This window comes from Fodinibius sp. SL11 (assembly GCF_052060035.1).
In the GTDB taxonomy this organism is placed as follows: domain Bacteria; phylum Bacteroidota; class Rhodothermia; order Balneolales; family Balneolaceae; genus Fodinibius.
The window spans coordinates 482,440-505,369 of record NZ_JBPOEA010000002.1; the positions used below are offsets into that span (position 1 = coordinate 482,440).

Consider the following 22,930-nt stretch of genomic DNA (forward strand, 5'->3'; position numbering starts at 1 on the left):
ACAATGAATTCATGAATACCATAGATTCTACATTTGGTGCTGAGGAATCGATTCAGAATAAGCAACCCGAGCTGTTGCTGTCGGTTTATAATGCAACGGATCGAAAGCTTTTTAAAAAGTTTTTGCCCAATTTCTTTACGATTGAGATGAGTGCAAATGGCATTGCAAATCATTCATTCGACCTATGCATTCTGGATCGTCAATCGTTCGAGGCCAACAAAAAGAAACTACTGGAGTTAAAAAAACAGGAAGCGCCAATTTTCCTGCCTTTTTTGCTGTTATCACCGGATCGGAAGACAGTCCGAACCAGTAATACCATTTTAGAATTTGCTGATGATGTGGTCTATATTCCGGCTTCTCCCAAGTTGTTGCAGTCGCGTATCAATATACTTTTGAAACAACGAGAATACTCCCTGAAGCTGAAAGAGAAAAACCGCCAGCTGGAAGAAAAAAATGAGGAACTTGCTGAGGAAAAGCGTAAGTACCAGCTGATTACCGAAAATTCCTCGGATATGATTTCGCGTCATGCTCCGGATGGAACTTATCTTTATGTTTCTCCGGCATGCAAAGAATTAACTGGATACGAGCCTGAAGATCTGGTTGGGTATAAGCCGTTTGATAATATTCATCCCCGGGATCGAAATATATTTGAAAATCCCGAAGAACTCTTTGCGGATAAAGAGGTAAAGCGATTCAGTTTTCGAAAAGGAACAATCAATGGTGATTTCAAGTGGGTGGAAAGTATTATGCGCCCCATCGTTGATGAAGAAACGTGCGAAGTAATTGAGATACAGGCCAGTACCCGGGATATATCAGAGCGTAAAGAGTTTGAGCAAAAACTAAAAGAAGAGAAAGCTTTTATAGATAAAGCCATCCAAAGTCTGCCCGAGCTCTTCTATATGATTGATGAGGATCAAAATTTCATAAAATGGAATAATATCGAACGGGTCTTGGGATATTCGGATCAAGAAATGCAGAATATACATCCTGTTGATTTATTTCGCGAGGAAGACCATGAATTTATTACCAAAAAGATCCAAGAAGTTTTTGAAGTCGGTTTTGTCGAAATTGAAGTGAAAATTAAATCCAAAAGTGGAGGGCTGATTCCACATCTTGTTACAGCGCGTCGGTTTTCAAGGGGAGAAAAAAATTTTATTGTTGGAACGGGGATTAATCTATCTGAGATAAAAGAGACCCAGTATGAGTTGGAACAGCATCGTCAATTGTTGGATGCTATAATCAATCAGACAAAGTCTCTTATTTATTTAAAAGATAGTGATAGAAAATATCGACTGGTTAACGACAGTTATTTAGAATTTTATGACTTGAAACGTGATGAAATTATAGGTAAAACAGATCAGGAAGTACACGGTTCTCAGATAGGGAGGGTCAGAGAAACCGATTACAAAGTATTAGAAAGTCAGGAAATTTCTGAAGTTGAAGAAGTTCGGTCAAATAAAAATGATAGTCGCTTTTATCATACTATAAAGTATCCGTTAAAAGGAGTGCCCGGTTTTGAAAACTGTATGTGCGGTATTTCTACTGATATTACAGACCTTAAACAGGCTACAAATAAGCTACAGGAACGGATTAAAGAACAGCGGTGCCTCTATAATATTTCAAGTCTACCGCAGCAGGAAAGTACTATCGAAGGCCTGTTGCAAAATACAATAAGCTATCTTTTGGAAGGGCTGCAGTATCCTGATATTGCGGAAGCGGCAATTACGTTTGGGGATGAAGTGTATAAAACTGATGACTATTGTGAAACTGCTTGGCAGTTGTCTGCCGAAAGTGATCGCATAGAAGGTAAGATGTTAAGAATAGATATAGCGTATCTCAAAGAGAAGCCGACGGCTGACGAAGGGCCGTTCCTGAATGAAGAACGACAGTTACTTGATAGTGTAGTGGATACGCTTTCTTCGCAGATAGAGCGCATTATTTCTGGTCAAAAGCTTAAGGAAAGTAAAAACCGTTGGGAAAAACTGGTTAAGAATGATCCCAATCTCATCATGATTTTAGTGGACCGGGAGATCAAATTCATAAATCAGGCCGGGGCTCAGATATTGGGAGCCAGTTCTCCTGAGCAAATAATGGGAGAATATTTAAATGATGTTGTTTTACCCGAGAATATGGATCTTGTCGAGGAGCGGGAGAAAAAATTAATGGAAGGTGATTCTGTTGGGCCTGTTATTCACAAAGTCAAATCATTGGATGGTAAGGTTCACTACGTTAATACGCAGTCAACCGCGATCACCTACGAGGGCAATAAGCAAGCAATTCAAATAGTGGGGCAGGATGTAAGCGATCAAATAGAATATGAGCGAGAATTAAAAGAATCGCTTAAAGAGAAGGAAACCCTGCTACAGGAAATCCATCACCGGGTAAAAAATAATCTGGCGGTTGTTTCAGGCATGATGGACCTGCAGACCTTTAGCACTGAGAATGAAGAAGTTAGACGGTTGCTGACCGACAGCAAAAATCGAATTAAAACTATGGCGCTGATTCATGAAAAACTTTATCAGTCTTCGTCGCTCTCTAAAATTGACTTCGGTTCCTATGTGGAAGATCTGCTTGAGAATATTAAAGGTGTTTCAGCTACAAATAAGAAAATCAAAGTGGAACTGGAATATGATTCATTTAATCTAAATGTCAACCAGGCTGTCCCTTGTGCACTCATTATTAACGAGGTAGCAGCGAATGCATTTGAACATGCTTTTACTGAACAGGAAAGTGGTGTGATAAAGGTTTTACTACAAAAGATCGATGAAAAAATTGTGATTAATATTCAAGATAATGGCCGGGGCCTGCCAAGTGATTTTGAAATTAGAAAATCAAATTCGATTGGTATTACTATCATTGAAACACTCATTAAGCAGCTGGAAGCCGAACGGAAAGTGGAGGATAAGAATGGTTTGTCATTTACTTTTTCCTTTAAAAAGAAAGAAATAAAAGGTTCGTCCAGTACACTGATTTAAAATTATGGGGGCTAAATATTATGAATCAAAAGAAAGGTCTTTACGAAGATAACTTATCAGACGTATTTTTTTGGAGTAACCCGATTCCCATGTGGATTTATGCAAAGTCGGGTAAACAAATTTTGGAAGTAAATGACTCTGCCGTTGATGCGTATGGATATTCCAGACTTGAATTTAATCATCTGTTCCATGATGATTTTATTGGAGAAAATATACCGGCAGATTTTCCGGGTGAGTCAGAATCAGAACTTCTAAAACAGCTATCTATCCACAGGGCATCGGATGGGAGTAGTTTTGTAACACTAATGGTTGAATGCCCTATCATTTATAAAAATAAAGAGGCAATGTTAGCTCGCTCTATAAAAGTCTTTAACTGAGAACTTTTATTACAGCGGCTGTTCTACAAACATATACTCTTCAACGGGATTTCCGTCAATGAGATGCTCCTGAATGATGCGCTCGAGCACGTCTGGTGTACAAGAGTGGTACCAGGTTCCCTCGGGATAAACAACCGCAATGGGTCCTCTTTTACAGATGCGCAGGCAGTTGGCTTTGGTGCGATAGATCCCGCCATTCCCATCGAGATTAAGTTCATGAAGCCTTTTCTTTAGATATTCCCAAGCCTCAAGCCCGATTTCTTTTTTGCAGCATTTGGGAGTGGTTTGATCAGCACAAAGGAAAATATGGCGCTTAATTTTATTAACGTGCAGCTCTTTTGCTTTCTTTTTAACCCGTTTGTTCATGAAAAAGTATAAATGGTATTGGAATGTAGAGCGCTAAAAAATTGAAATTTATACCACCAAGAGTAGTAAAATATCAATTTTGTTATTGAAGACTTGTCAAAGAATAAATTAGCAGTTTATCAGTAGGGGTATTAAAAAATTGGTTAGCAATAAAACGGCAATTTTTATGACTGGAAAGACAAATTAAATTTGATATACAAAAAATGAAAGCTCTTTAAGCTACTTGTATTGTTTATACTACTTGGGAGTTTTTTTGCTAATCAGAATTCACCAATTCTTTTTTCTGCTGTTTTTTCTTCTTACGACGTTTCAATTTTCGCTCCTTTAATTTTTTTCGATTTTGCCACTTGGCAAAATAGGGGTAAAAGAATAAATAGATGCCTGTCAACCAAAGGATAGCTACAACGACTGCCGAGGGCAGAAAAATCCATAGCTTGGCCTTGTCATGAAACCAAGACCCATCGTGGATAGCTTCAATTATATCGGATCGACGCTGGGCGACTTGCAAAACTTCGCCGGTATGAGAATCAATTTGGGCCTCCCAGCCATTTGTACCCCTAATTTTAATAATACCATCATCCGGGCGCACATCCAGTCGGTCAATATCTGTCCACTTATCTGCGTCAAGTTCCGGAATTGATTGGGCAATGGTTAGAACATTGTCAAAAGAAACAGAAGCTCCGACTGATGAGCCAGTTTGTGAGGACGGTTGAATCCAGTCGAACTCTTTTTTGACTTGTAGAAAAATTCCGGATAACAAGACAATCAAAAATGGAAGTGCAATAAGAATTGAGCCCCAGCGATGTAGTTTCCGGGAATCCTTTCGCAGATTGATGTTCATAGGAATTGGAAAGAATGGTTATTCAAAATAATAACGTATCCCTACAGCCCCTCCAAAGAAAAAGCTGGCGTCAGGAGAAAAGTCTAATGTTGGAGCCAATTCGATAAAGCTCTTTATCTTAGTATTCTCAATGGTATATTCGGTGCCGAGCGGCCAGCGGAGCCCGGCATTTACATCATTATAAAAGTCTCCCCAAAGAAGTCTTAAGCCCATTCCGTAGTAGAGTTTTAGCGCTTCGGAGTCAATGGTATCGGTATGTTTTAAAAAATCGGAGTGCAGATAAAATTGTGAGAAATTGTCGGCCAGAGAAAATGTAAAAGCGGCATCCACTGCTATATCGTCACTGACCCAGTATTTTGCGCTAAGACCGGTAGGATTGTTTATAACGGCACCTACTCCAAGATTTGAATCTTGGGCATGGGTTGTTTGGCTTGAAACGAATAATAATCCGCAAAACAAAAAAGCGAGTAATGATTTTTTCATGATTTAAATATGGTTAGCAGTTTAATTTGAACGGACAACTTGAAGATTTTATAAGATTAAATATAAATCCGAATCTATTTCCTTACAATGGTTATGTCATAATAAAATGAATTAATAATTCAATCCCGGCTGGGTGATGTTATAATCTTTTTCTTGTTTTGATTTTTGCACCATCTCTTCAACGTCCTTAAGAAGCTGTTTGGCATCATAAATAATACCATCTTTAATAGTGTATTCAATGCCGCCAATTCGTTCTGGCTGGTTATCCTCATTGACGTGAACTGCTCCGGTGCCATAGAGCGTTTTCAGGTTTTTAAGGGGATTGGCATCCACAAGTACCATATCGGCCAGCTTGCCCACTTCAATGGTTCCGAGCTGATCATCCATATTCAGTACTTCTGCTGCTTTTAACGAAGCTGACTGAAAAATTTCTAACGGATGGAAACCGGCCTCCCGCATCATTTCCATCTCCTGGATGTATCCAAAACCGTAAAGCTTGTAGATATATCCCGCATCGGAACCCAGCGTAACGCGTCCCCCGCGATTTTTAAACTCATTGACAAATTCGAACCAGAGATCAAAATTCTCTTTCCATGCAATTTCCTGTTCAGTACCCCAGTTGATCCAATAGGAGCCGTGAGAGATGCGGCTGGGTTTATAGAATTCCCACAGGGAGGGAAGGGTATATTTTTCGTGCCACTCGGCGCGACGTTGAGCACTTAAATCGCGGCTGGCTTCGTAGATGGTAAATGTGGGATTCAACGTTACATCCAGTTCTAACATCTCATTCATTATGCTGTTCCACTTGTCGCTGTATGGTTCGGCGGCCTGTTTCCATAGCTTACCGGCTTCTTCAAAGCGGTGTTGTTCATTATTATAATTATAATCAGCAGGATAATTCTGGATTTGTTGATCGGTAAATAACGCTTCGGGAATACCGTACCAGTGGGTAATGCTGGTGAGTCCAAGTCGAGCTGATTCCAAGGCGTTGTTATAAACAACGCGTGTTTGGGCATGATGGGTCATTGTACCCAGCCCAAGCCTGTTTGCTTCTTCAATCGCAGCTTTATAAATAGGACGCGAAGTCCCGAAAAATTTTATGCCTTCCGCTCCTTCATCGGCAATCATTTGTACCCATTCACGGGCTTTTTCGGGGGATGGTATTTCTCCATCATTACCCATCCCAAAACCGATGTATGGAAAGATTCGAGGAGCTGCAATTTTGTTTTCGGCACTTTGATTACGCTGACGAAGCGTCCAATCCATTCCATTAAATGAGCCGGGTTCGCGAACGGTGGTAATGCCGTGTGCCAGCCAGAGTTTATAGACATATTCAGCTGGTGTTCCCTGGGCTTCACCGCCGGTATGGGCATGCATATCAATGAAGCCGGGCAGTAGGTACATACCTTTGGCCTCGATTTCTCGAGTATCCGCATCAGCTTTAGGACGCCGATCTTCATTAATGGGTACCCCGGGATATCCTACTGACTCTACGGACACAATTCGGTTACCTTCCACTACAACATCAACAGGGCCTTGGGGTGGAGAACCGGTACCGTCAACAAGGGTGACGCCTCGGATGATTAGTCGATCGAACGGGCCTTCGCCTTGTGTTCGGTCAGGTGCTTCTTGTATCTGGGCCTTGGCACTGCCGATTCCGATAAGAAATATTAAAAGAAGTGATGCTGCCAGAGCTGCGTATTTGGTCATGGATCTTATGATAATTATTAAGATTTGTTGGAATGTAATAATCAAAGACAGGGGATGACAGTAAAAGATTTTAAATTATATAAATGAAATTATGACTTCGGGTATGTTTCGAAAAGGTTTTATATCATTTTTACAAGCTTATATAAGCAGAGCTCCCTCGAGCTGTAGGAGATACTCCTTTCGGGCGATACCGCCGCTGTATCCCGTTAGTTTATTATCGGTACCGATAACGCGATGACATGGAATAATGATGGGAATGGGATTTAAGCCATTGGCACCGGCCACGGCCCGAGCTTTTTGGGGATCCCCGAGCCGCTTTCCCAACGCACTGTAGGTTATGGTCTGTCCATAGGGAATCTGTTGCAGCTGCTTCCAGACTTTCTGTTGAAAATCAGTTCCCTTTAATACAAGCGGGATATCAAAAGATTTTCGTTTACGATCAAAATATTCATGTAACTGATCAACTGTCTTTGCAAGTATTGGGTGCTGATCTGGTGAGCCCGGCGCTTTTTCCTCCTGATAATTTATGGTAGTCAGCCCTTGATCTTCGGCTATGATTTGAAGTGTACCTAAGGGGGATTGAACGTATGTGGTATAACCTTCAGCCAATGATGTGAGTTTTTGTTAGAAATAAATATTTAATTTGATGGCAGTGATAAATTTCCGGAGCGTAAAAAATCAAAAGTGGTTTGGCCCAGCAGCTCGTGCCGTGCATTGAGATCAAAATCACCCTTTATTTGGTATTCAAAGGTATCACCTCCCGTTAGCAGACGATAGGCTGACATTCCTATTCTTGAAATATTTAGTGATATCGGGATATCGAGTATTGTCACACCTTTTTCTTTGATGGACGTACCTTTAAGTGCTGTTCCGTTGGCCCAATGTTCACCATTAATCATTAAGTCATAATTAAGGGCATTAACATCAATTCCAAAACTATTGGGGTTATCGAAACGCAGCTTAAGATTGATAGCAGCACTGTTCAAATTAATTCCGGTAACTTCAAAATCTTCAAGACTAATTTTGGGTGTTTTCAGCAGCGGAATACTTCCTTTTTTGCTAACCGGCACTTTTGTTTGTCCAAGTACAGGCAGGTCAAACGTAAGGTTGCTTAAAAAACTATAAGCAGCCTCATCAGAATTCCTCAGGTTTTGTATGCTTCGATATACATCTGTAAAATTAAGTCGCATTGGAACTTGGAATGTACTGGTTCCCGAGGCCTCGATAGCGAGCTTTTTCGGCTGGTCACCGGAGATGAGTGTATTGTCGTTAATATCAAGATTGTAGTCGTAGGACAACATTTGTACCGACAGCGCATTGGGATTGTCAACTTTTATATCATAGGTGAGTTCCATCTCATTAAAATTGAAATCGCTGACGCGTACATTTTCTACCGAAAGCTGAGGTTTTTGGATGGATTTAGACAAATCTTCAAGCGTCGTACATCCATCCAGCAAAAAAAGTGCACACGTTAATAGGATTACAGATCTAAACTTTGGAAAGGTCATTAATAGCGGCCGTTTAGAGGTTATTGATGAATTGTTGAGATAACTGATATTGCAGGCTAAATGATTTGTTCCAAATGCTTAAATATAAAGTACATTTTGTAATATAATTTTTTTGTAACAAAAAGGGGGTGTCATACTCTTGAAAACAGAAAGCACTATTATTGTCTCTCTAGACCCCATCTAGTTAGCCAACTAGATACTCTAGTCACTCCTAAATGCTGAAACCTAAAGCACGGGGCCTCAGGACGGATACTCCTGGGGCCTTTTTTATATGCTTCTAATTTCGGATCATAAAAAAGCCTACCGCTATTAAACAAAATGCTGCCAGTGCCGATACCCAAAACGTTCCGCTGAGACCGATAAGCCCGTACACCAACCCCAAAAGAAAAGGACCTACGGCCTGACCACTGCGAATTACCGTCCAATTAACAGATAAAAATGCTGCTCGATATTCTTTGGGTGCCTGGTGCGTTAGAAGATTTAAAATACTGGGAATGTTGATGCCTTGGGCAAATCCAAAAACGATGATAGGGAGGGCAAAAAGCCAAATATTGTGAATAAAGGGAATACTTAAAAAAACGCCGAGATACAAGATTGCTGCTGTAATGATAAGGGTAGATTCGGGGAACCGTTTGGTTAAATTGCCCAATTGTGAGGAAGCGAAAGCTGTGATCAGCGAGGAACCCGAGAGCATAATCCCAATTATCAGCGATGATTTATTGAACTGATGATCCAGCAGGATCGGAAAATAGGTCAAGTAACCGCCGTAGAGAATGATAAAAGTGAGAAAGTTAGCAGCGAAAAGCCCGATTACTGTTTTTGACTTGATGGCATTGAGGATATCCCCCAGATACGACTTGATATTGCGATGGTTGTCAGGTTCGGGGTTATCCAGTTTGCTCAAGACCAATAAGCCAACCGGTATAGCTAACAGCGTAAGAAAGAAAGGATAGAACCATCCCAACAGAGCCAGGCCGCCGCCAATGGCCGGGTAAGCTGCCGTACCCACACTGAGCACGCTGCCGTTATATCCCATGGCCGTTGCTCGACGGTTTCCCTCATAGAGATCACCTATTAGTGTAACATTAAGCGCTCCGAGCGAAGCCCCGCCGATACCTTGGAGAAATCGAAGAATGAGCAACCAGGTAAAATCGGTAGCAAAAGCGCAGGCGGTGCCCGCAATTCCAAAAATAAACAAGGAAGGCACCAGTATACTTTTACGTCCTACACGATCAGCAATAACCCCTAAAAAAGGCGTCAAAAACATGCCGGGAATAGTAAAAGCGGTAATCAAAAGCCCGATGCGCTCGTTTGAAACATCGAGTACCTTGGCCATTTTGGGCAGCGCGGGGGCGATGCTTGATACTCCCATTACAGCCGAGAGGGTGATGCCGAAAATAAGGTATAGGTTTAAATCTGAAAGGAGAGACTGCCGGTTGTTGGTAGAAATTATGTTGCTGTATTGGTTAACGAATTAGTTTATGGCATATAAATAAAATGAGTAGATAATGCGTTCCGATAAAATAAAATTTAGATGTACCTTATTCACAGACTGTTAGTAAAGGTCATCATTAACCCAAAAATCAGAAAATATCATGAACGTATTTTACCGAGCAATCTTTGTTTTTCTATTTACCTTTAGCGGTGTCACGTATGCTCAGCAGATTAACACGGATGATGTGGGAAGCATTGACAGTGTTATTACTGCTTTGTACGATGTGATATCCGGTCCGGCTGGCCAACGTGATTGGGATCGTTTTTCTTCGTTATTTAAAGAAGGGGCAACGATGGGGACAATAAGTGAGGCCAAGGATGGTACCTTACATTATGTATCAATGACGCCTGTTCAGTATATCGAGAGCAATGATGAGTACTTTAAAAAGAATGGGTTCTGGGAAGAGGAGATAGCTCGGGAGGTATTCCAATTCGGAGAAATTGCTACGGTTCAGACTTCCTATAAGATTAAAACAGCCGAGGATGGGGAAGTAACACGTCGCGGAGTAAATACGGTACAGTTGGTATACGACCAAAACTGCTGGTGGATCACCAATATTACGTGGAATAATGAACGCGAGGATAACAAAATTCCTCAGACGCTGTTAAAAGATACTTTATAGGAGGTAAATTTTGATTTATGTGTTACGATTTGTGGATGAGATAATTGGCAAACTATTTTAATATTAGAATTTATTAATGTTATATTAATTAATGGTTCTAAGAAAAATCATCTTTAGGTACGAAGTATTTAGGAAAAGTCGGTATTAAAATCATCTGCGAATAATATGGGATTTGCGGCTATTAGAAAGTTTGAAGTGCGTAATTATATAGAAAATGCAGTAAGAGAGGCATTTAGGAATGGTCCCAAACTGTTTGAAGATGCCGATGATTTTTTAGCTCTCAATGTAACTTTTCCGAAAGATATTCCTGCAGAGTTTTGGCTAATTACCAATTGGGAGGATGAAGAATCTTTTTATTACTGGCATGATAATCACCGCAGCGAGTTGCACCAAAATATTCCCAAGGGGTCAAAACTTGTAAAGCGTGGTTTTTCGCTTAATTATTTTAATCGCTCAATATTTTAAAGAGAGAATAGCTATGCCGGAATCAGATCGTGAGGTGGTACAACAATTAAAAGCTCACAAAGAGGAGTTGGCTGAGCTTGTTACCGAGATGCATTTTGAACGTCATCCGGAACTGGATAGACGCTATGGAGAAGAAGGGAGAAAGAAGTATTATGAGGATGCTATATATCATCTCGATTATTTAGAGCAGGCCGTTCGTGTTGATAGCAGAGAATTATTTAATAACTATTTGGGCTGGGCACGAACGATGCTCAAAGAGCGTGATATTCCTAATAATGATTTGGTTGATAATGTTGTAATCTTACGAGAAGCGATAAACAAAATATTGCCGGAAGCTGAGGCGTCTGCCTTGGTTGAATATGTAAGCGATGGTCTTTCATCACTTCGGGATTCTGATGTTGAGGACATTACTTTTTTGCATGATGGAGATCCCTTGTATGGGGAAGCACGAGAATATTTGGATTTATTACTTGCGGGGAATCGTAAAGAGGCGGCCCAACTTATTAAGAAGTTGGTAAATGAGGGAACCGCGATAAAAGATATTTATGAGCATGTTTTCCAAAAGACGCAATATGAGGTGGGCGCACTTTGGCAGACGAACCAAATTACGGTAGCACATGAGCATTATTGTACGGCTGCTACCCAGTTGATTATGTCGCAGTTATATCCCAAAATTTTTGCGATGGAAAAAAATGATAAACGATTGGTTGCTTGTTCGGTAGCTGAAGACCTCCACGAAATTGGAATACGCATGGTGACCGATTTTTTCGAGATGGAAGGATGGGATACTTATTATCTGGGGGCAAATATTCCGGATAGTCATTTGATAGAATCGATCAAAGAAAACGATCCTGATGTCGTGGCTATTTCTGTTACGTTGCCGTTGCATATCAGTAAAGCCAAAAATCTCATTAAAAAATTACGCCACCACCATGAGTTCGAGCATCTGAAGATTATGGTCGGCGGGTATCCCTTTAAAGTGGTACCCGATCTGTGGCAAAAAATTGGAGCCGATGCTTCAGCAGGATCTGCATACGATGCCATTGAAACTGCAAATAAATTGATTGAACATTGAGTGACCAAAGCCAAATGCTTCCAAATGGGATTGCGATTATTGTAAATGATGACGGTATCATCCAAAAAATAATTCATGATTCCTATGGATTATACGCAACACAGCCGGATGAAACGCAATCTTTTGTTGATTCTTTGGACAGCGACAGTGTGGCCAAAGGCTATCAGTTTATTGCACGTATCAATGCTAATGATGTAGCCTATGACTGGGAGCTGCATGTTAGCAACAATGATGAGACAAGTTTGTTTAACTTTTCAGGTATCAGGTTTAAAAATGAAACCTTGATAATAGGGACCTCCAATCCGGATGATACCGAGCAGTTTTTAAATGGATTGATGGAGATGAATAACGAGTCTGTTAATCAGCTGCGGACGTTTATGAAACAACAGCAGCAATCGCCTGCCGAAACAAAAGATGATGAGTGGGCGATGTATGATCAGATGAGTGGCCTTAACAACGAGCTGGCCAACATGCAGCGCAAGCTCACGAAAAAGACGGCCGAGCTTGAACGTATGAACAAGCTCAAGAATAAAATGCTGGGAATGGCAGCTCATGATCTGCGAAACCCACTGACGATAATCCAAAATTATGCTCTGTTTTTAATTGAAGATCATGAGGAAAATAAAATTTTTACCGACGATCAATTTGAGCTGGTGAAAGAGATCAAGGAATCCAGTGAGTATATGGTTCAGATTATTGAGGATATGCTGGATATATCTGCTATTGAATCGGGCAGTATTAGTTTAGAAAAAAAGGATGAGGATATTGGTAAGCTGATTGAGCGGACTGTATCTTTGAATCGCCCCACGGCCACAAAAAAAGATATTTCTATTATCACCAGTTTGCCGGATCTGCCAATAAATAAAGAGGTCGATGCCCATAAATTTCAGCAGGTCTTGGATAATTTAATTTCGAATAGTATAAAATATTCCCAGCTGGGCTCGGAGATAACTGTTGGAATTGAGGTTCAAAACGAAAGTTCAGCAATAACAATTTTTGTTAAAGATGAAGGACAGGGCATCCCGAAAGATGAATTGGAAGATCTGTTTGTACCATTTGCTAAAATTAGTAGTAAACCTACAGCCGGAGAAAAAAGTACAGGGTTGGGGTTGGCGATTGCAAAGAAAATTGTAGAAGCTCACGATGGTGAAATCGAGGTTGAAAGTGAAGTGGGGGAAGGAACGACCTTTTTTGTTAATATTCCGTGAGACTTTCCAAACAAATAAAAAAAGTCCGCCATATTTAAAAGGCGGACTTTAAATCTAAATGCAAAAAAGTTCTTGTTAGTTTTGTGAAGAAGGAGGTGCTTGTTGCATTTGCCCACCCATCTGTTCTTGAATCTGCTTCTGAATTTGCATTTGTAGTGCCGAATCTTGCTGGGCAGCGCGGCTAATGTCTTGAAAACGCTGCATGTCCATTCCGGCATCTTCAATAGCTTTTGTTACACTATCTCGGATTTCAGCCTGCAGTTCTTGAATAGAAGAGGTGGCCGCATCAAATTTTTTCATTTGGTCTTCACTGAATTGCGTAGAATCACCTTGTCCCATTTGCTGGGATTGAGCAATTTTTTGATAGGTCTGAATATTAAGCCCCTCTTCCTGGATAATGCCCATCATTTTCTTCTGTGCCTGCATCTGTACTTGCTGGGCATTCATGGCAGCATCGGCAAAGGTGGCAGCCTCTTCATCAGATACGTCCACATCAGGAGCTTGTTGCTGTTGCATTGGCCCCATTTGGTTGCGCTGTTGTTGTTGAGATTTTTGTCCGGTGGTATCATCCGAACCGTTGTTTTGGCATCCAATAAGTGCGATTGCCAATAGAATGGTAGAAAGATATTTAAGAGTATTAGTCATTATATTAGTTAAGAATTTTTTATGGGTTAGTCACTTTGCTGAACGAGAGTAAGTAAAATTTGTTCCCTAAAAATTAATACACCTATAATAAGGTTTGGTAATTTTGTGTCCAAACCTACCACAATTTTAGAACTTTTTTATTTAAGAGCTGTAAAAACACCATTTATTGAGATTAAGTGGTTTGGACAGAGCCTTCCTCCATTTTTTGGGAACTGCTCAAAAGATTGTATATCGATACAAGGGCAAATAGAATTCCCAGCATGGCTACAATAGAGGATCCTGCCGGGAAATCATAATTGAATGACATATTGAGGCCAAAAAATCCACCGAGTATGCTTAGGCCTATAGCTGAAAGGATAACAACTGATTTTGATTTAGAGATCATAATTCCGCAAACGCCGGGAATAATAAGATAGGCAAAAATCGGAATAACTCCGCCTATTTCAACAGCGAATACAATGGCCAGCCCGATGGAGATATAAAAGATAAAGTTCCAAAAGTTAAATACGCCAACTTCATCGCCCTGGTTATTTTCGAACCGCTCTGTGAGTGCGAAAAACTTTTTCCTGAAAATAAAATGAAGGAGTCCTAATCCACCAAAGACAATAGCGAGGGTGGTAATTTGGCTCCAGCTTACGGCCAGAATGTTTCCAAACAGTACTTCCTGAATGTCAGAATCCCCGTGTGCTGATTTTGAAATAAGTAGTACAGTGGCTGCAGAGGCTATGGCATAGATAATACCGATGATGGCCTCTTGCTTTAACCGGTTATCTTCAATTTTTATGAGGGATAGTAAGAAAGCTCCGATCAGGGTTGCAGCTATGGGAATCCAAGCACTTTCCGTTCCCAGATAGGCTGCAATGGCAACACCGAGGGATGAAATTTGACCAAGTGCCAAATCGACAAATACAATGCCACGCCTGACAACATGGACGCCCAAATAAGAAAGTAGGAGCCCGATAATAATAGCCGCAACAAAAGCTTGAGTCATAAAACTCAGTTGAAACATCTCAAACATAAGAACATTATTTTGGTGAAAATTTATCTCTAATTTTTACGCATCTTTTCCTAAAAACCTGAACCGTTATTTGGTTTGTGTGTTCTTCTTTATTTCGACTGTTGATTCTCAAGAGCTTCAATCAGCGTGTTGATGTTGTAATCAAAAAGATCAATGTAGTTTTCAATTTCGTCATACCCCCCCGTCATGGTAGAGAGCTTCACCAGTTCAATACCGGTATTTCGTGCTACTACCTTTGGGGATTTTGAACTGAAATAAGGAGAATTAATCAAGACAGGAATATTTTGTGATTCTACTTTTTTAATCACATTGACCAGCTGAGAAGGCGTTGGCGGAATACCCGGTTTGGGTTCTAAAAAATCTACAATTTCCAGTCCAAAGCGTTTTTCGAAATAGACCCACTCATTGTGATAAGCGATGATAGAAGTACCTTTGTATGGCTTCATCTTTTCCTGCCATTGCGTCATTTTCTCGTCAATCCTTTTTTTGAATTGGTCCAGGTTTTGTGTGAATTGCTTTCGATGTTCGGGGGCAATATCTATAAGATGTTTGTGGATGTTTTCGGCAACTTGCTTTCCTCTGAGTGGGTCCAGCCAATAGTGTGGATTCCCGTAGATATGAATGTCCCCCTCTTCGGGATTTATATTCTGTGGAACCTGTAATAATGATATGCCCTCCGATGCATCAACATAACCGGCTGATCCTTGTTGGATATCACTGTTCCTGGAACTTTCAACGAGTTGTGGGGCCCAGCCCTTTTCCAGATCTAATCCCACGGTAACAAACATATCGGCACGAGACAGTTTTACGATATAACTGGGTTTGGGATCAACAAAGTGTGGATTTTGATATCCCTTGGCAATGGAAAAAACTTCTACCTGATCGCCGCCTACATAACGAGTAATACTGGCTAAATCGGGCAGGGTAGTTACAACCTTAATTTGAGCTGAGACGATACTGCTTAACCCTAACAATAAAATGAGGAACGCAGGATGTGCTTTTTTATAGATGTTGACAAATTTCATAACGATCGTTATTTGGTATTTAAAAAACAGTTAGGTCGTTTTAATATTGGTGGGCACCGTGAGAACCGATGACAAAAACCCATCGGAAAAGTCCACTGAAGGTAGCATTGGAAAAGCCGGTGCCACCACGAATTTTGGGTCCAATTTCCAGCTTTTGAAATTCGGTGCCATACCATCCAAAAGTGGCCGAAATAGCTTGTTCCTCAAATGTACGATCAGCCGGTTTCTCAGAATAGCTGTACATTCCGGTGACAAACCATCGTTTGCTAAGTTGATATTGCATCCACGAATACATACCCCAGGCATTGATTTGCTGGGTAGGTAATTCTTCATATTCGCTGAAATAAAATTCCGTTTGCCACTCGAAGGATTGGTAGGTATTGAACTGGATTGGTTTCCATTTATAGGTGAGATCAACGCCTCCAATCCTTGTTTTCTCACCTAATTCATTGTCGCCGAGAGCCCCGCTGACTCCGAGTTCCAATGTTGAGTTTTCACTCAAATCCCAAAAATTTTTCAGGTGCCCCATAAGCTGTGGTTGATTGTTATCACTGTAGGCAAAAAGGGGGCTTTCTTCGGCACCGCGCGTGACATCGATGATAAGTTCTTGGTAAAATTTGGGGTTTGGGATCAGCCAACTTAGGGATGCCCCCTGATCGATGAGCGCTTCTCCAAAGAAGCTCTCATAAGCAATAGGCACATCAATGACAGGTAGGGCATGGCGATGAACGGTATTTATCCGGCCGAATGCTTGTCGAAACTTACCGGCTTTTAGCTGTAGGTTTAGTGGTAAACTTAGGGTCTGTAAATAGACTTCCTCAATTTTTGCGTTGAGTTCACCGCCTTCTCCTTCAAAAACCGGATAAAATTCGGCCTTGGCATAGGGATCAATGGCCGAGCTGAAGTTGAGCTCAATGCCTTGGACATAGGCATCCCAGTTGCGATCTCCGGCATCAGTATACAGGCTTCGAAAATCTCCGATAGCACTGATTTCCGGATTACGTGAGGTCGCTGTAGTTCGTGTTCTCTGGCTGGCAGATAAGGACTCATTCTGTTGACCTTGTTCACGCTCCTCCTGTTGAAGTTGTCGTCTTATATCTTCAACAGAGATAGAATCAGAGGCCGTACTGTCTTGTTGGGCATAAGCTATGTTAATGGATATTATCGGAATTGATACAGATAGTAATAGAAAACGAAAAATAGATTTATAGTTTTGCATAACGTATAGCAACCAATGGTCCCATTAGACATTTTAATAAAGCAATGGGGTTATTAAGGTTTTATTTTAAAAAGCAGTAAAAGTTATGCAAAGGAGGGAGGAGACCGGCCGTGAAATACCTTGTAAGATTGTTTTATTACATCGAAACTTTGTTCGATAACAATTTCATCTGTCGCAAATGAAACTTCTTGACTATCAAAAAAAGAAGGGAGATCAGCCTCAACAAGATGAGCACATATAGGGCAAAGCGTGTTATCAGCTGTAAGGCATTGTCCACCATTATCAGCAAATGCTGAGGAATTATGCAGTTCTAAATTGTGGTGGGAGTGGAGCGTAGAAAAGATAAGCGTTACACCAATAATTGATGTAACTAAAATCCCCAGAATGATATTTAGCTTTGACCTATTCATTTGCTAAACTGAAAGTAACTGCCGAGCAATGAGAGTGCAAAATTATTATTTATTTTTTTACTCATTTTTTCAATTGCCTTCTAAAAAGATATATAATTGTGTTTTAGCACATCAACTGGTTGTGATCAAATAATTACACAAAGTTTAGAAAAGAATACAGTATGTCTTCAGAGAAAATTTTAAAAATATCAGTATGTCTATTTATACTTGGATTTTTTTGTATTAGTGCATCTTTTGCTCAGCAAAGGTGGGATTGGCATATTTCTGGAGGTACCATTGTAGATGGGACGGGAAAAGCTGCCTACCGGGCTGATATCTTGGTTCGCGATGATTCCATAGGCTATATCGGAAATGTAAATGCCGATACCATTCAATCTGAACATTTTGTAGATGCTACCGACAAAGTGGTTTCACCCGGTTTTATTGATTCTCATGCTCACGGAGTTCCATTGGAAACACCACAGTTTCAGAACTTTCTGGGGATGGGGGTAACCAGTATTGTATTGGGGCAGGATGGTTCCTCACCCGCTGTTGGTGAGCTTAGCAGTTGGTTCGAAGAAGTTGAAGCTGTAAATCCAGCGGTAAATATTGCTCTTCTATCCGGACATGGCAGCATTCGTTCCAAAGTGGATATTGGCAAGCAGAAACCTACGAACAAGGAGCTTCAAAAAATGCAAAAACTGCTGCGATCTGATTTAAATGCTGGAGCATTTGGAATGAGCACGGGTCTGGAATACGTGCCTGGTATGTATGCCGATGAAGAAGAGTTGGAACTGCTTGCGGAAGTTGTTGGCAATGAGAATGGATTGATTATGAGTCATATGCGAAGTGAGGATAATTCTGAAATCGAAACCTCGTTGGATGAACTCGCTATGCAGGGTGAATATACTGCTGTTCATGCTTCGCACCTGAAAGTAGTATATGGCAAGGGCATCGTTCGGGCAGAGGAAATATTGGATTATATTGAATATTTTCGCTCTCAGGGGATTCACATAACAGCTGATATTTATCCCTATTCTGCCAGTTATACCGGTATTGGTATTGTTTTTCCTGATTGGGCCAAAACCAAGGCGGAATGGCAAAATGCTTTGGAGGAACGACCCGAAGTTCTCCGTCAATTTTTGAAGAATAAAGTGGCTCAACGCAATGGTGCCGATGCCATTCTATTTGGATCAGGAGAATTTTCCGGATTAACACTTCAAGAAGCTGCAGAGCAGGAGAACCAGTCTGCAATTGATTTGTTAATGAAGATGGGGCCACAGGCGGCTTCGGCGGCTCATTTTGTGATGGATCAGCAGCTGCAGGATCGGCTCATGCTGGGAGAAAAAATAATGGTAAGTTCGGACGGAAGCCCGACGATGCGTCATCCGCGCGGATACGGGAGCTTTGCTAAGATGGTCCGGTATTATGTGAATGAAAAAGAATTGCTGAGTCTTGAAGAGGCTATTTATAAAATGAGTGGCTTACCGGCTAAAACCATTGGATTAGAAGATCGGGGATTAGTTCAGGAGGGGATGAAAGCCGATTTGCTAATCTTTGAACCAACTGAAATACAGGATCGCGCAACGTTTGAGCATCCCCATAAATTAGCCGAGGGATTTGATTGGATTATGATAAATGGAACAGTTGTACGAAAGGAGGGGGTGTTTAGTGAGAAAAGAACGGGAAGAGTATTGCTGAATGGAAGCAATCAGTAAAATAGATTTTCAAAAACCTTCTGGAGCGTAAACCGTTCTATATAGATAAAAATTAACATTAATATGCTGCTGAGCAGGAAAAGGTAAAACGGTTTTATCCAGTTCGTTTGTTTGTTTTTATGATACTTTTCTATTAATCCACTGACAAATGCACCAACTGCGAATCCAAATATGAAGTAGGTCATACTGATAGTTACTATTAATTTGAAAAGTATTACTGTTGCGGAATGAACAAATTATGTTACTATTGAGAAGATTTTTTATCCCAATATTCAAAATGGAATTGGTTTTAATGGCTACTATTTCCCTTTAACCAGTTATCTGATGATTAACTGCTTCTTTGCCGAATAAGTCGGGCAGTGCTTTTTTATTATCCCTGTTAAACAAGGGTATCTATATTCTGATCAATTGTATAGTTCCCATGATGGAAAAACAGTTCGAGGAAATTGTGCGAAGTCAGCGTCTGGGCAGTTTGTCAAAGAAGAACAGCAATAATACAGTACTATTGATCTCAATACAAGTTTGGCTAATTTCACCAATGAATGATTACTCTTTGTGGCTACTAATTAAAAAAAGCCTCCCTTCCTAAAAAGGAAAGAAGGCTTAAAAAAGAGTGCTTTAATTTTATGCGGTTTCTAAAAGCTTTTTAAGAGCAACACCAATTTCCGCAGGACTGTCAACAACAGTTACACCGGCATCGCGGAGTGCCTTTTTCTTGGCATCGGCTCCGCCTTCTCCACCCGAAATAATAGCACCGGCATGTCCCATACGTCGACCGGGAGGGGCTGTGCTGCCTGCAATAAATGCCACAACCGGTTTATCTACATTTTCTTCGATATATGCAGCTGCTTCCTCTTCAGCAGTACCGCCAATTTCGCCAATCAGCACAATAGCTTCAGTATCATCATCAGCTTCAAAAAGTTTCACTGCATCGGTGTGCGTGGTTCCGATAACGGGGTCACCACCAATACCGATAGCGGTACTTTGTCCAAGATCGGCCTTGGTAAGCTGGTCAACAGCTTCGTAGGTAAGTGTTCCTGATCGGGAGATTAATCCTACTTTACCGGGCGTAAAAATATTGCCGGGCATAATTCCGATTTTGGCTTCGCCGGGCGTAATTACACCGGGGCAGTTCGGACCAATGAGCGTAGCACCGTGACTATTAACAATCTGCTTGGCGGTAATCATATCCTTAACAGGAATGCCTTCTGTGATACAGATGATCGTTTCAATTCCTGCAAAAGCAGCCTCGGAAATGGCATCACCGGCAAAAGCAGGCGGTACAAAAATAACCGAAGTGTTGGCATCTTCTTCTTTAACAGCATCGGCTACGGTATTATATACCGGCAAGTTGTGATGTTTTTTTCCACCTTTTCCGGGTGTTACACCAGCTACTACATTGGTGCCGTATTCAATCATTTGTTCGGCGTGAAAGCTTCCTTCACTACCAGTAATTCCTTGTACAACTAATCGAGTGTCGTTACCTACAAGTACGCTCATGAACTTTGTGGATTAGGTTAAATAGTTTCTTTAAGTCGGTCGGAATATACCGACATCATCGTGATTTGGCAAAAGATAAGAATGTTGAGTTGAGAATGTAGAATCAAAATAATGAATGGATTGATCTGATGATTGGTTTCTGTAATTCTTATGATAAAAGGATGATTCTCATCCGTAATTCTGTTATTATTTCCTTTCTATGGCTACCATGATTCCCGATGAAAAAAAAGAAGAAGTACGCGACGCGGCGGATATCGTCGAAGTGGTCGAAGACTATGTAAAACTCAAGCGATCAGGCCGAAGTTGGAAAGGTCTTTGTCCTTTTCACGATGAAAAAACCCCTTCTTTTCATGTTACGCCTGATCTGGGCATCTATAAATGTTTTGGCTGTGGCGAATCGGGTGATGTATTTAATTTTGTGATGGAGATGGAAGGTGTGGGCTTTGTGGAAGCGATGCGTTCACTGGCCGACCGCTATGGCGTTTCGCTACCCGAAGAAGACGCCGAGGAGTTTGATGAGGAACATAATCTCCGCGAGGGCATTTATCATGCTCTTAAATATGCCGGTGTTTTCTTTTTTCGTCATTTGATGGAAACCAAAGAAGCACAGAAAGCCCGTGACTATCTGCAAGAGCGTGGATATGATCGTAGCATCATTAAAAAATACGGACTTGGCTATGCTCCTTCGGATGGAGAAAAGCTCTACAAAACTGCCTTGGATTCCGGTTTGAATGAGGAATATTTGCTTGAGGCGGGACTGATAAAACCGAGCAATAGGGGGGACGGTTATTACGATGCGTTCCGCGGTCGTTTGATGTTCCCGATTTTTAATCCATCGGGTAAGGTTATTGCTTATGCCGGGCGTGTTCTGGGAAATGAGAAAACAGCTAAATACATCAACTCTCCACAGACCAAAGTTTATAACAAGAGCAAAGTTTTATACGGGATCAATTTTGCCAAGAATGAAATAAGGAAGCAGGATGAGGTTGTCTTGGTGGAGGGATACACGGATGTGATCTCGCTGCAGCAATACGGGATTAAAAACGTAGCGGCATCAAGCGGAACATCGCTGACACCCGATCAAATGAAGCTATTGCATCGCTATGGTGATACGATTACGATGATCTATGATTCGGATTCTGCCGGACAGCGAGCGATGAAACGGGGCATTAATATAGCATTGCGCGAAGGGATGGATGTGAAGCTCTTAGAATTACCTGAAGGGGAAGATCCAGATTCCTTTATTCGTCAATTCGGAAAGGACTCCTTCCTGGAATTAAAGCGGGAAGAGTCGGAAGATTTTTTGAGCTATCAGATCCACAAAGCAAAAGATGAAGGTCGATGGGAGGAGCCGGCCGAAAAGAAAAAAGTAATTTCTGAGATTTTGGAAAGCATAGCCCATATGCCGGACCAGGTATCCCGCGAAACTTATGTGCAGCACTTAAATAGTAAGGCAAAAATTGGTGATCGTGCGCTTTTTGATGAATTGGGAAAGATTCGGAAGCACTTGAAGGATGAACGTAAAAAAGCTCGTCAGCGCGAAAAGCGCCGAAAAAAACGGGAAGCACGTCGCAGGGAGGAGCAGCAAAATGATGGGGATCAGCGGCCACAAGCTCCTACCCCACATTCGGTTGGATTTAATGACCAAGAGGCATCCCGGCCATCCAAGAAGAATCAGCCTGAACCTCCCAAAAAGCGACCCAATTATGAAAAAGAGCTGATACGTTTGATGCTGATGTATGACCGTGATATGATTGATTATATTGGCTCGCAGTGCAATGACCGACAATTTGAGGATAAGCAACTCCGGAAGTTTTACGAAGATATTATCGAGCGTTATAAAGATGAAAAAGAAGTTTCGGTTGAAACGTACGCTGAACGAGAGCATCCGTATCCGAAGTTAGTGGGAGAGATTGTGCTTGAAGAACATACCGTGAGTGAACGCCATCACGAAAAAATTGGCGTGCAGTACAAGAAGGACAAAAACCCATATCGTACGGCCAAAGGAGCACTTAAAGCGTTAAAGATTCATTATCTTGAACGCCTACAAGTTAATTTGTACAAGCGTTATAATTCATCCGAAGAAGAGGAGGAACGCAAAAAGGTGATGAAGGCCATGAAAGAGGCCGGGCGTCAGCGGACCCTGTTGCAGGAATCTCCCATTGATGAACTGTTTCCTGATCCGGATTCTGATGCGGCCAAGAAAGTATCAGATAAAGTATTTGAGTATAAGATGAAGCATGAACGGGAATCCGGTCAATAGTGTATTATAACTCTTAAACTGAAAGAGT

The 22,930-nt window shown here is 41.2% G+C and carries 21 protein-coding genes; 8 read left to right on the top strand and 13 right to left on the bottom strand.

The features are described from left to right. Positions 1–11: 11 nt before the first annotated feature. Both ACQ76V_RS05230 and ACQ76V_RS05235 read left to right on the top strand, forming a co-directional pair. Positions 12–2,975: a PAS domain-containing sensor histidine kinase gene (locus tag ACQ76V_RS05230; RefSeq protein ID WP_440999422.1), complete on the top strand. Its 2,964-nt coding sequence runs from the start codon at positions 12–14 to the stop codon at positions 2,973–2,975. A 20-nt stretch (positions 2,976–2,995) separates the two neighbouring features. Then, positions 2,996–3,352 carry a hypothetical protein gene (locus ACQ76V_RS05235; protein ID WP_440999423.1) on the top strand — a complete coding sequence of 119 codons (357 nt, stop codon included), beginning with the start codon at positions 2,996–2,998 and terminating at the stop codon, positions 3,350–3,352. Between the two features lie 9 nt (positions 3,353–3,361). Here the strand turns inward: ACQ76V_RS05235 and ACQ76V_RS05240 are convergent, their stop codons facing one another. The 7 genes from ACQ76V_RS05240 to ACQ76V_RS05270 all read right to left on the bottom strand — a co-directional run bounded on the left by ACQ76V_RS05240 (position 3,362) and on the right by ACQ76V_RS05270 (position 9,713). After that, positions 3,362–3,718 (bottom strand): (2Fe-2S) ferredoxin domain-containing protein, encoded by a 357-nt coding sequence (locus tag ACQ76V_RS05240; RefSeq protein ID WP_440999424.1) that lies wholly within the window; start codon positions 3,716–3,718, stop codon positions 3,362–3,364. Between the two features lie 256 nt (positions 3,719–3,974). After that, positions 3,975–4,559: a PepSY domain-containing protein gene (locus tag ACQ76V_RS05245; RefSeq protein ID WP_440999425.1), complete on the bottom strand. Its 585-nt coding sequence runs from the start codon at positions 4,557–4,559 to the stop codon at positions 3,975–3,977. Positions 4,560–4,577: 18 nt separating this feature from the next. Beyond that, complete coding sequence (locus ACQ76V_RS05250; protein WP_440999426.1) at positions 4,578–5,042, bottom strand: hypothetical protein; 465 nt, start codon at positions 5,040–5,042, stop codon at positions 4,578–4,580. Positions 5,043–5,153: 111 nt separating this feature from the next. Next, on the bottom strand, positions 5,154–6,752 hold the full coding sequence (locus ACQ76V_RS05255; RefSeq protein ID WP_440999427.1) for an amidohydrolase family protein: 1,599 nt from the start codon (positions 6,750–6,752) through the stop codon (positions 5,154–5,156). Positions 6,753–6,890: 138 nt separating this feature from the next. Continuing rightward, entirely contained in the window at positions 6,891–7,361 is a 471-nt protein-coding gene (locus ACQ76V_RS05260) for a methylated-DNA--[protein]-cysteine S-methyltransferase (RefSeq protein WP_440999428.1), read from the bottom strand. Positions 7,362–7,390: 29 nt separating this feature from the next. After that, positions 7,391–8,260, bottom strand: a complete 870-nt coding sequence (locus ACQ76V_RS05265; protein WP_440999429.1) for an LEA type 2 family protein — start codon at positions 8,258–8,260, stop codon at positions 7,391–7,393. A 277-nt stretch (positions 8,261–8,537) separates the two neighbouring features. Then, the gene (locus tag ACQ76V_RS05270) at positions 8,538–9,713 is read right to left on the bottom strand and encodes an MFS transporter (protein WP_440999477.1); all 1,176 of its coding nucleotides are present in this window, start codon (positions 9,711–9,713) and stop codon (positions 8,538–8,540) included. A gap of 142 nt (positions 9,714–9,855) precedes the next feature. On the opposite strand from ACQ76V_RS05270, the gene ACQ76V_RS05275 reads away from it, so the two are divergent. From ACQ76V_RS05275 to ACQ76V_RS05290, 4 genes are all read left to right on the top strand, one after another. After that, entirely contained in the window at positions 9,856–10,377 is a 522-nt protein-coding gene (locus ACQ76V_RS05275) for a nuclear transport factor 2 family protein (RefSeq protein WP_440999430.1), read from the top strand. Between the two features lie 165 nt (positions 10,378–10,542). Beyond that, entirely contained in the window at positions 10,543–10,842 is a 300-nt protein-coding gene (locus ACQ76V_RS05280; protein ID WP_440999431.1) for an antibiotic biosynthesis monooxygenase family protein, read from the top strand. Between the two features lie 13 nt (positions 10,843–10,855). After that, on the top strand, positions 10,856–11,917 hold the full coding sequence (locus ACQ76V_RS05285; RefSeq protein ID WP_440999432.1) for a cobalamin B12-binding domain-containing protein: 1,062 nt from the start codon (positions 10,856–10,858) through the stop codon (positions 11,915–11,917). Beyond that, complete coding sequence (locus tag ACQ76V_RS05290) at positions 11,914–13,125, top strand: sensor histidine kinase (protein ID WP_440999433.1); 1,212 nt, start codon at positions 11,914–11,916, stop codon at positions 13,123–13,125. Before ACQ76V_RS05285 ends, ACQ76V_RS05290 begins: the two co-directional genes overlap by 4 nt. Positions 13,126–13,200: 75 nt before the next feature. Here the strand turns inward: ACQ76V_RS05290 and ACQ76V_RS05295 are convergent, their stop codons facing one another. The 5 genes from ACQ76V_RS05295 to ACQ76V_RS05315 form a co-directional block, all read right to left on the bottom strand. Further along, positions 13,201–13,770, bottom strand: coding sequence for a DUF4168 domain-containing protein (locus ACQ76V_RS05295; RefSeq protein WP_440999434.1), 570 nt, complete (start codon positions 13,768–13,770; stop codon positions 13,201–13,203). Between the two features lie 172 nt (positions 13,771–13,942). Then, a complete protein-coding gene (locus ACQ76V_RS05300; protein ID WP_440999435.1) occupies positions 13,943–14,761 on the bottom strand; it encodes a metal ABC transporter permease in 819 nt (272 codons plus the stop codon). Between the two features lie 116 nt (positions 14,762–14,877). Then, positions 14,878–15,813 carry a metal ABC transporter substrate-binding protein gene (locus ACQ76V_RS05305; protein ID WP_440999436.1) on the bottom strand — a complete coding sequence of 312 codons (936 nt, stop codon included), beginning with the start codon at positions 15,811–15,813 and terminating at the stop codon, positions 14,878–14,880. A gap of 40 nt (positions 15,814–15,853) precedes the next feature. Beyond that, on the bottom strand, positions 15,854–17,032 hold the full coding sequence (locus ACQ76V_RS05310; RefSeq protein WP_440999437.1) for a hypothetical protein: 1,179 nt from the start codon (positions 17,030–17,032) through the stop codon (positions 15,854–15,856). An 83-nt stretch (positions 17,033–17,115) separates the two neighbouring features. Continuing rightward, positions 17,116–17,442 carry a hypothetical protein gene (locus tag ACQ76V_RS05315; protein WP_440999438.1) on the bottom strand — a complete coding sequence of 109 codons (327 nt, stop codon included), beginning with the start codon at positions 17,440–17,442 and terminating at the stop codon, positions 17,116–17,118. 161 nt (positions 17,443–17,603) lie between these two features. Between ACQ76V_RS05315 and ACQ76V_RS05320 the strand changes: the two genes are divergently transcribed. Continuing rightward, entirely contained in the window at positions 17,604–19,139 is a 1,536-nt protein-coding gene (locus ACQ76V_RS05320) for an N-acyl-D-amino-acid deacylase family protein (protein ID WP_440999439.1), read from the top strand. A gap of 624 nt (positions 19,140–19,763) precedes the next feature. Here ACQ76V_RS05320 and sucD read toward each other — a convergent pair. Continuing rightward, positions 19,764–20,639, bottom strand: coding sequence for a succinate--CoA ligase subunit alpha (sucD, locus tag ACQ76V_RS05325; protein ID WP_440999440.1), 876 nt, complete (start codon positions 20,637–20,639; stop codon positions 19,764–19,766). Positions 20,640–20,838: 199 nt separating this feature from the next. On the opposite strand from sucD, the gene dnaG reads away from it, so the two are divergent. After that, entirely contained in the window at positions 20,839–22,902 is a 2,064-nt protein-coding gene (gene dnaG, locus ACQ76V_RS05330) for a DNA primase (protein ID WP_440999441.1), read from the top strand. Positions 22,903–22,930 lie beyond the last annotated feature (28 nt).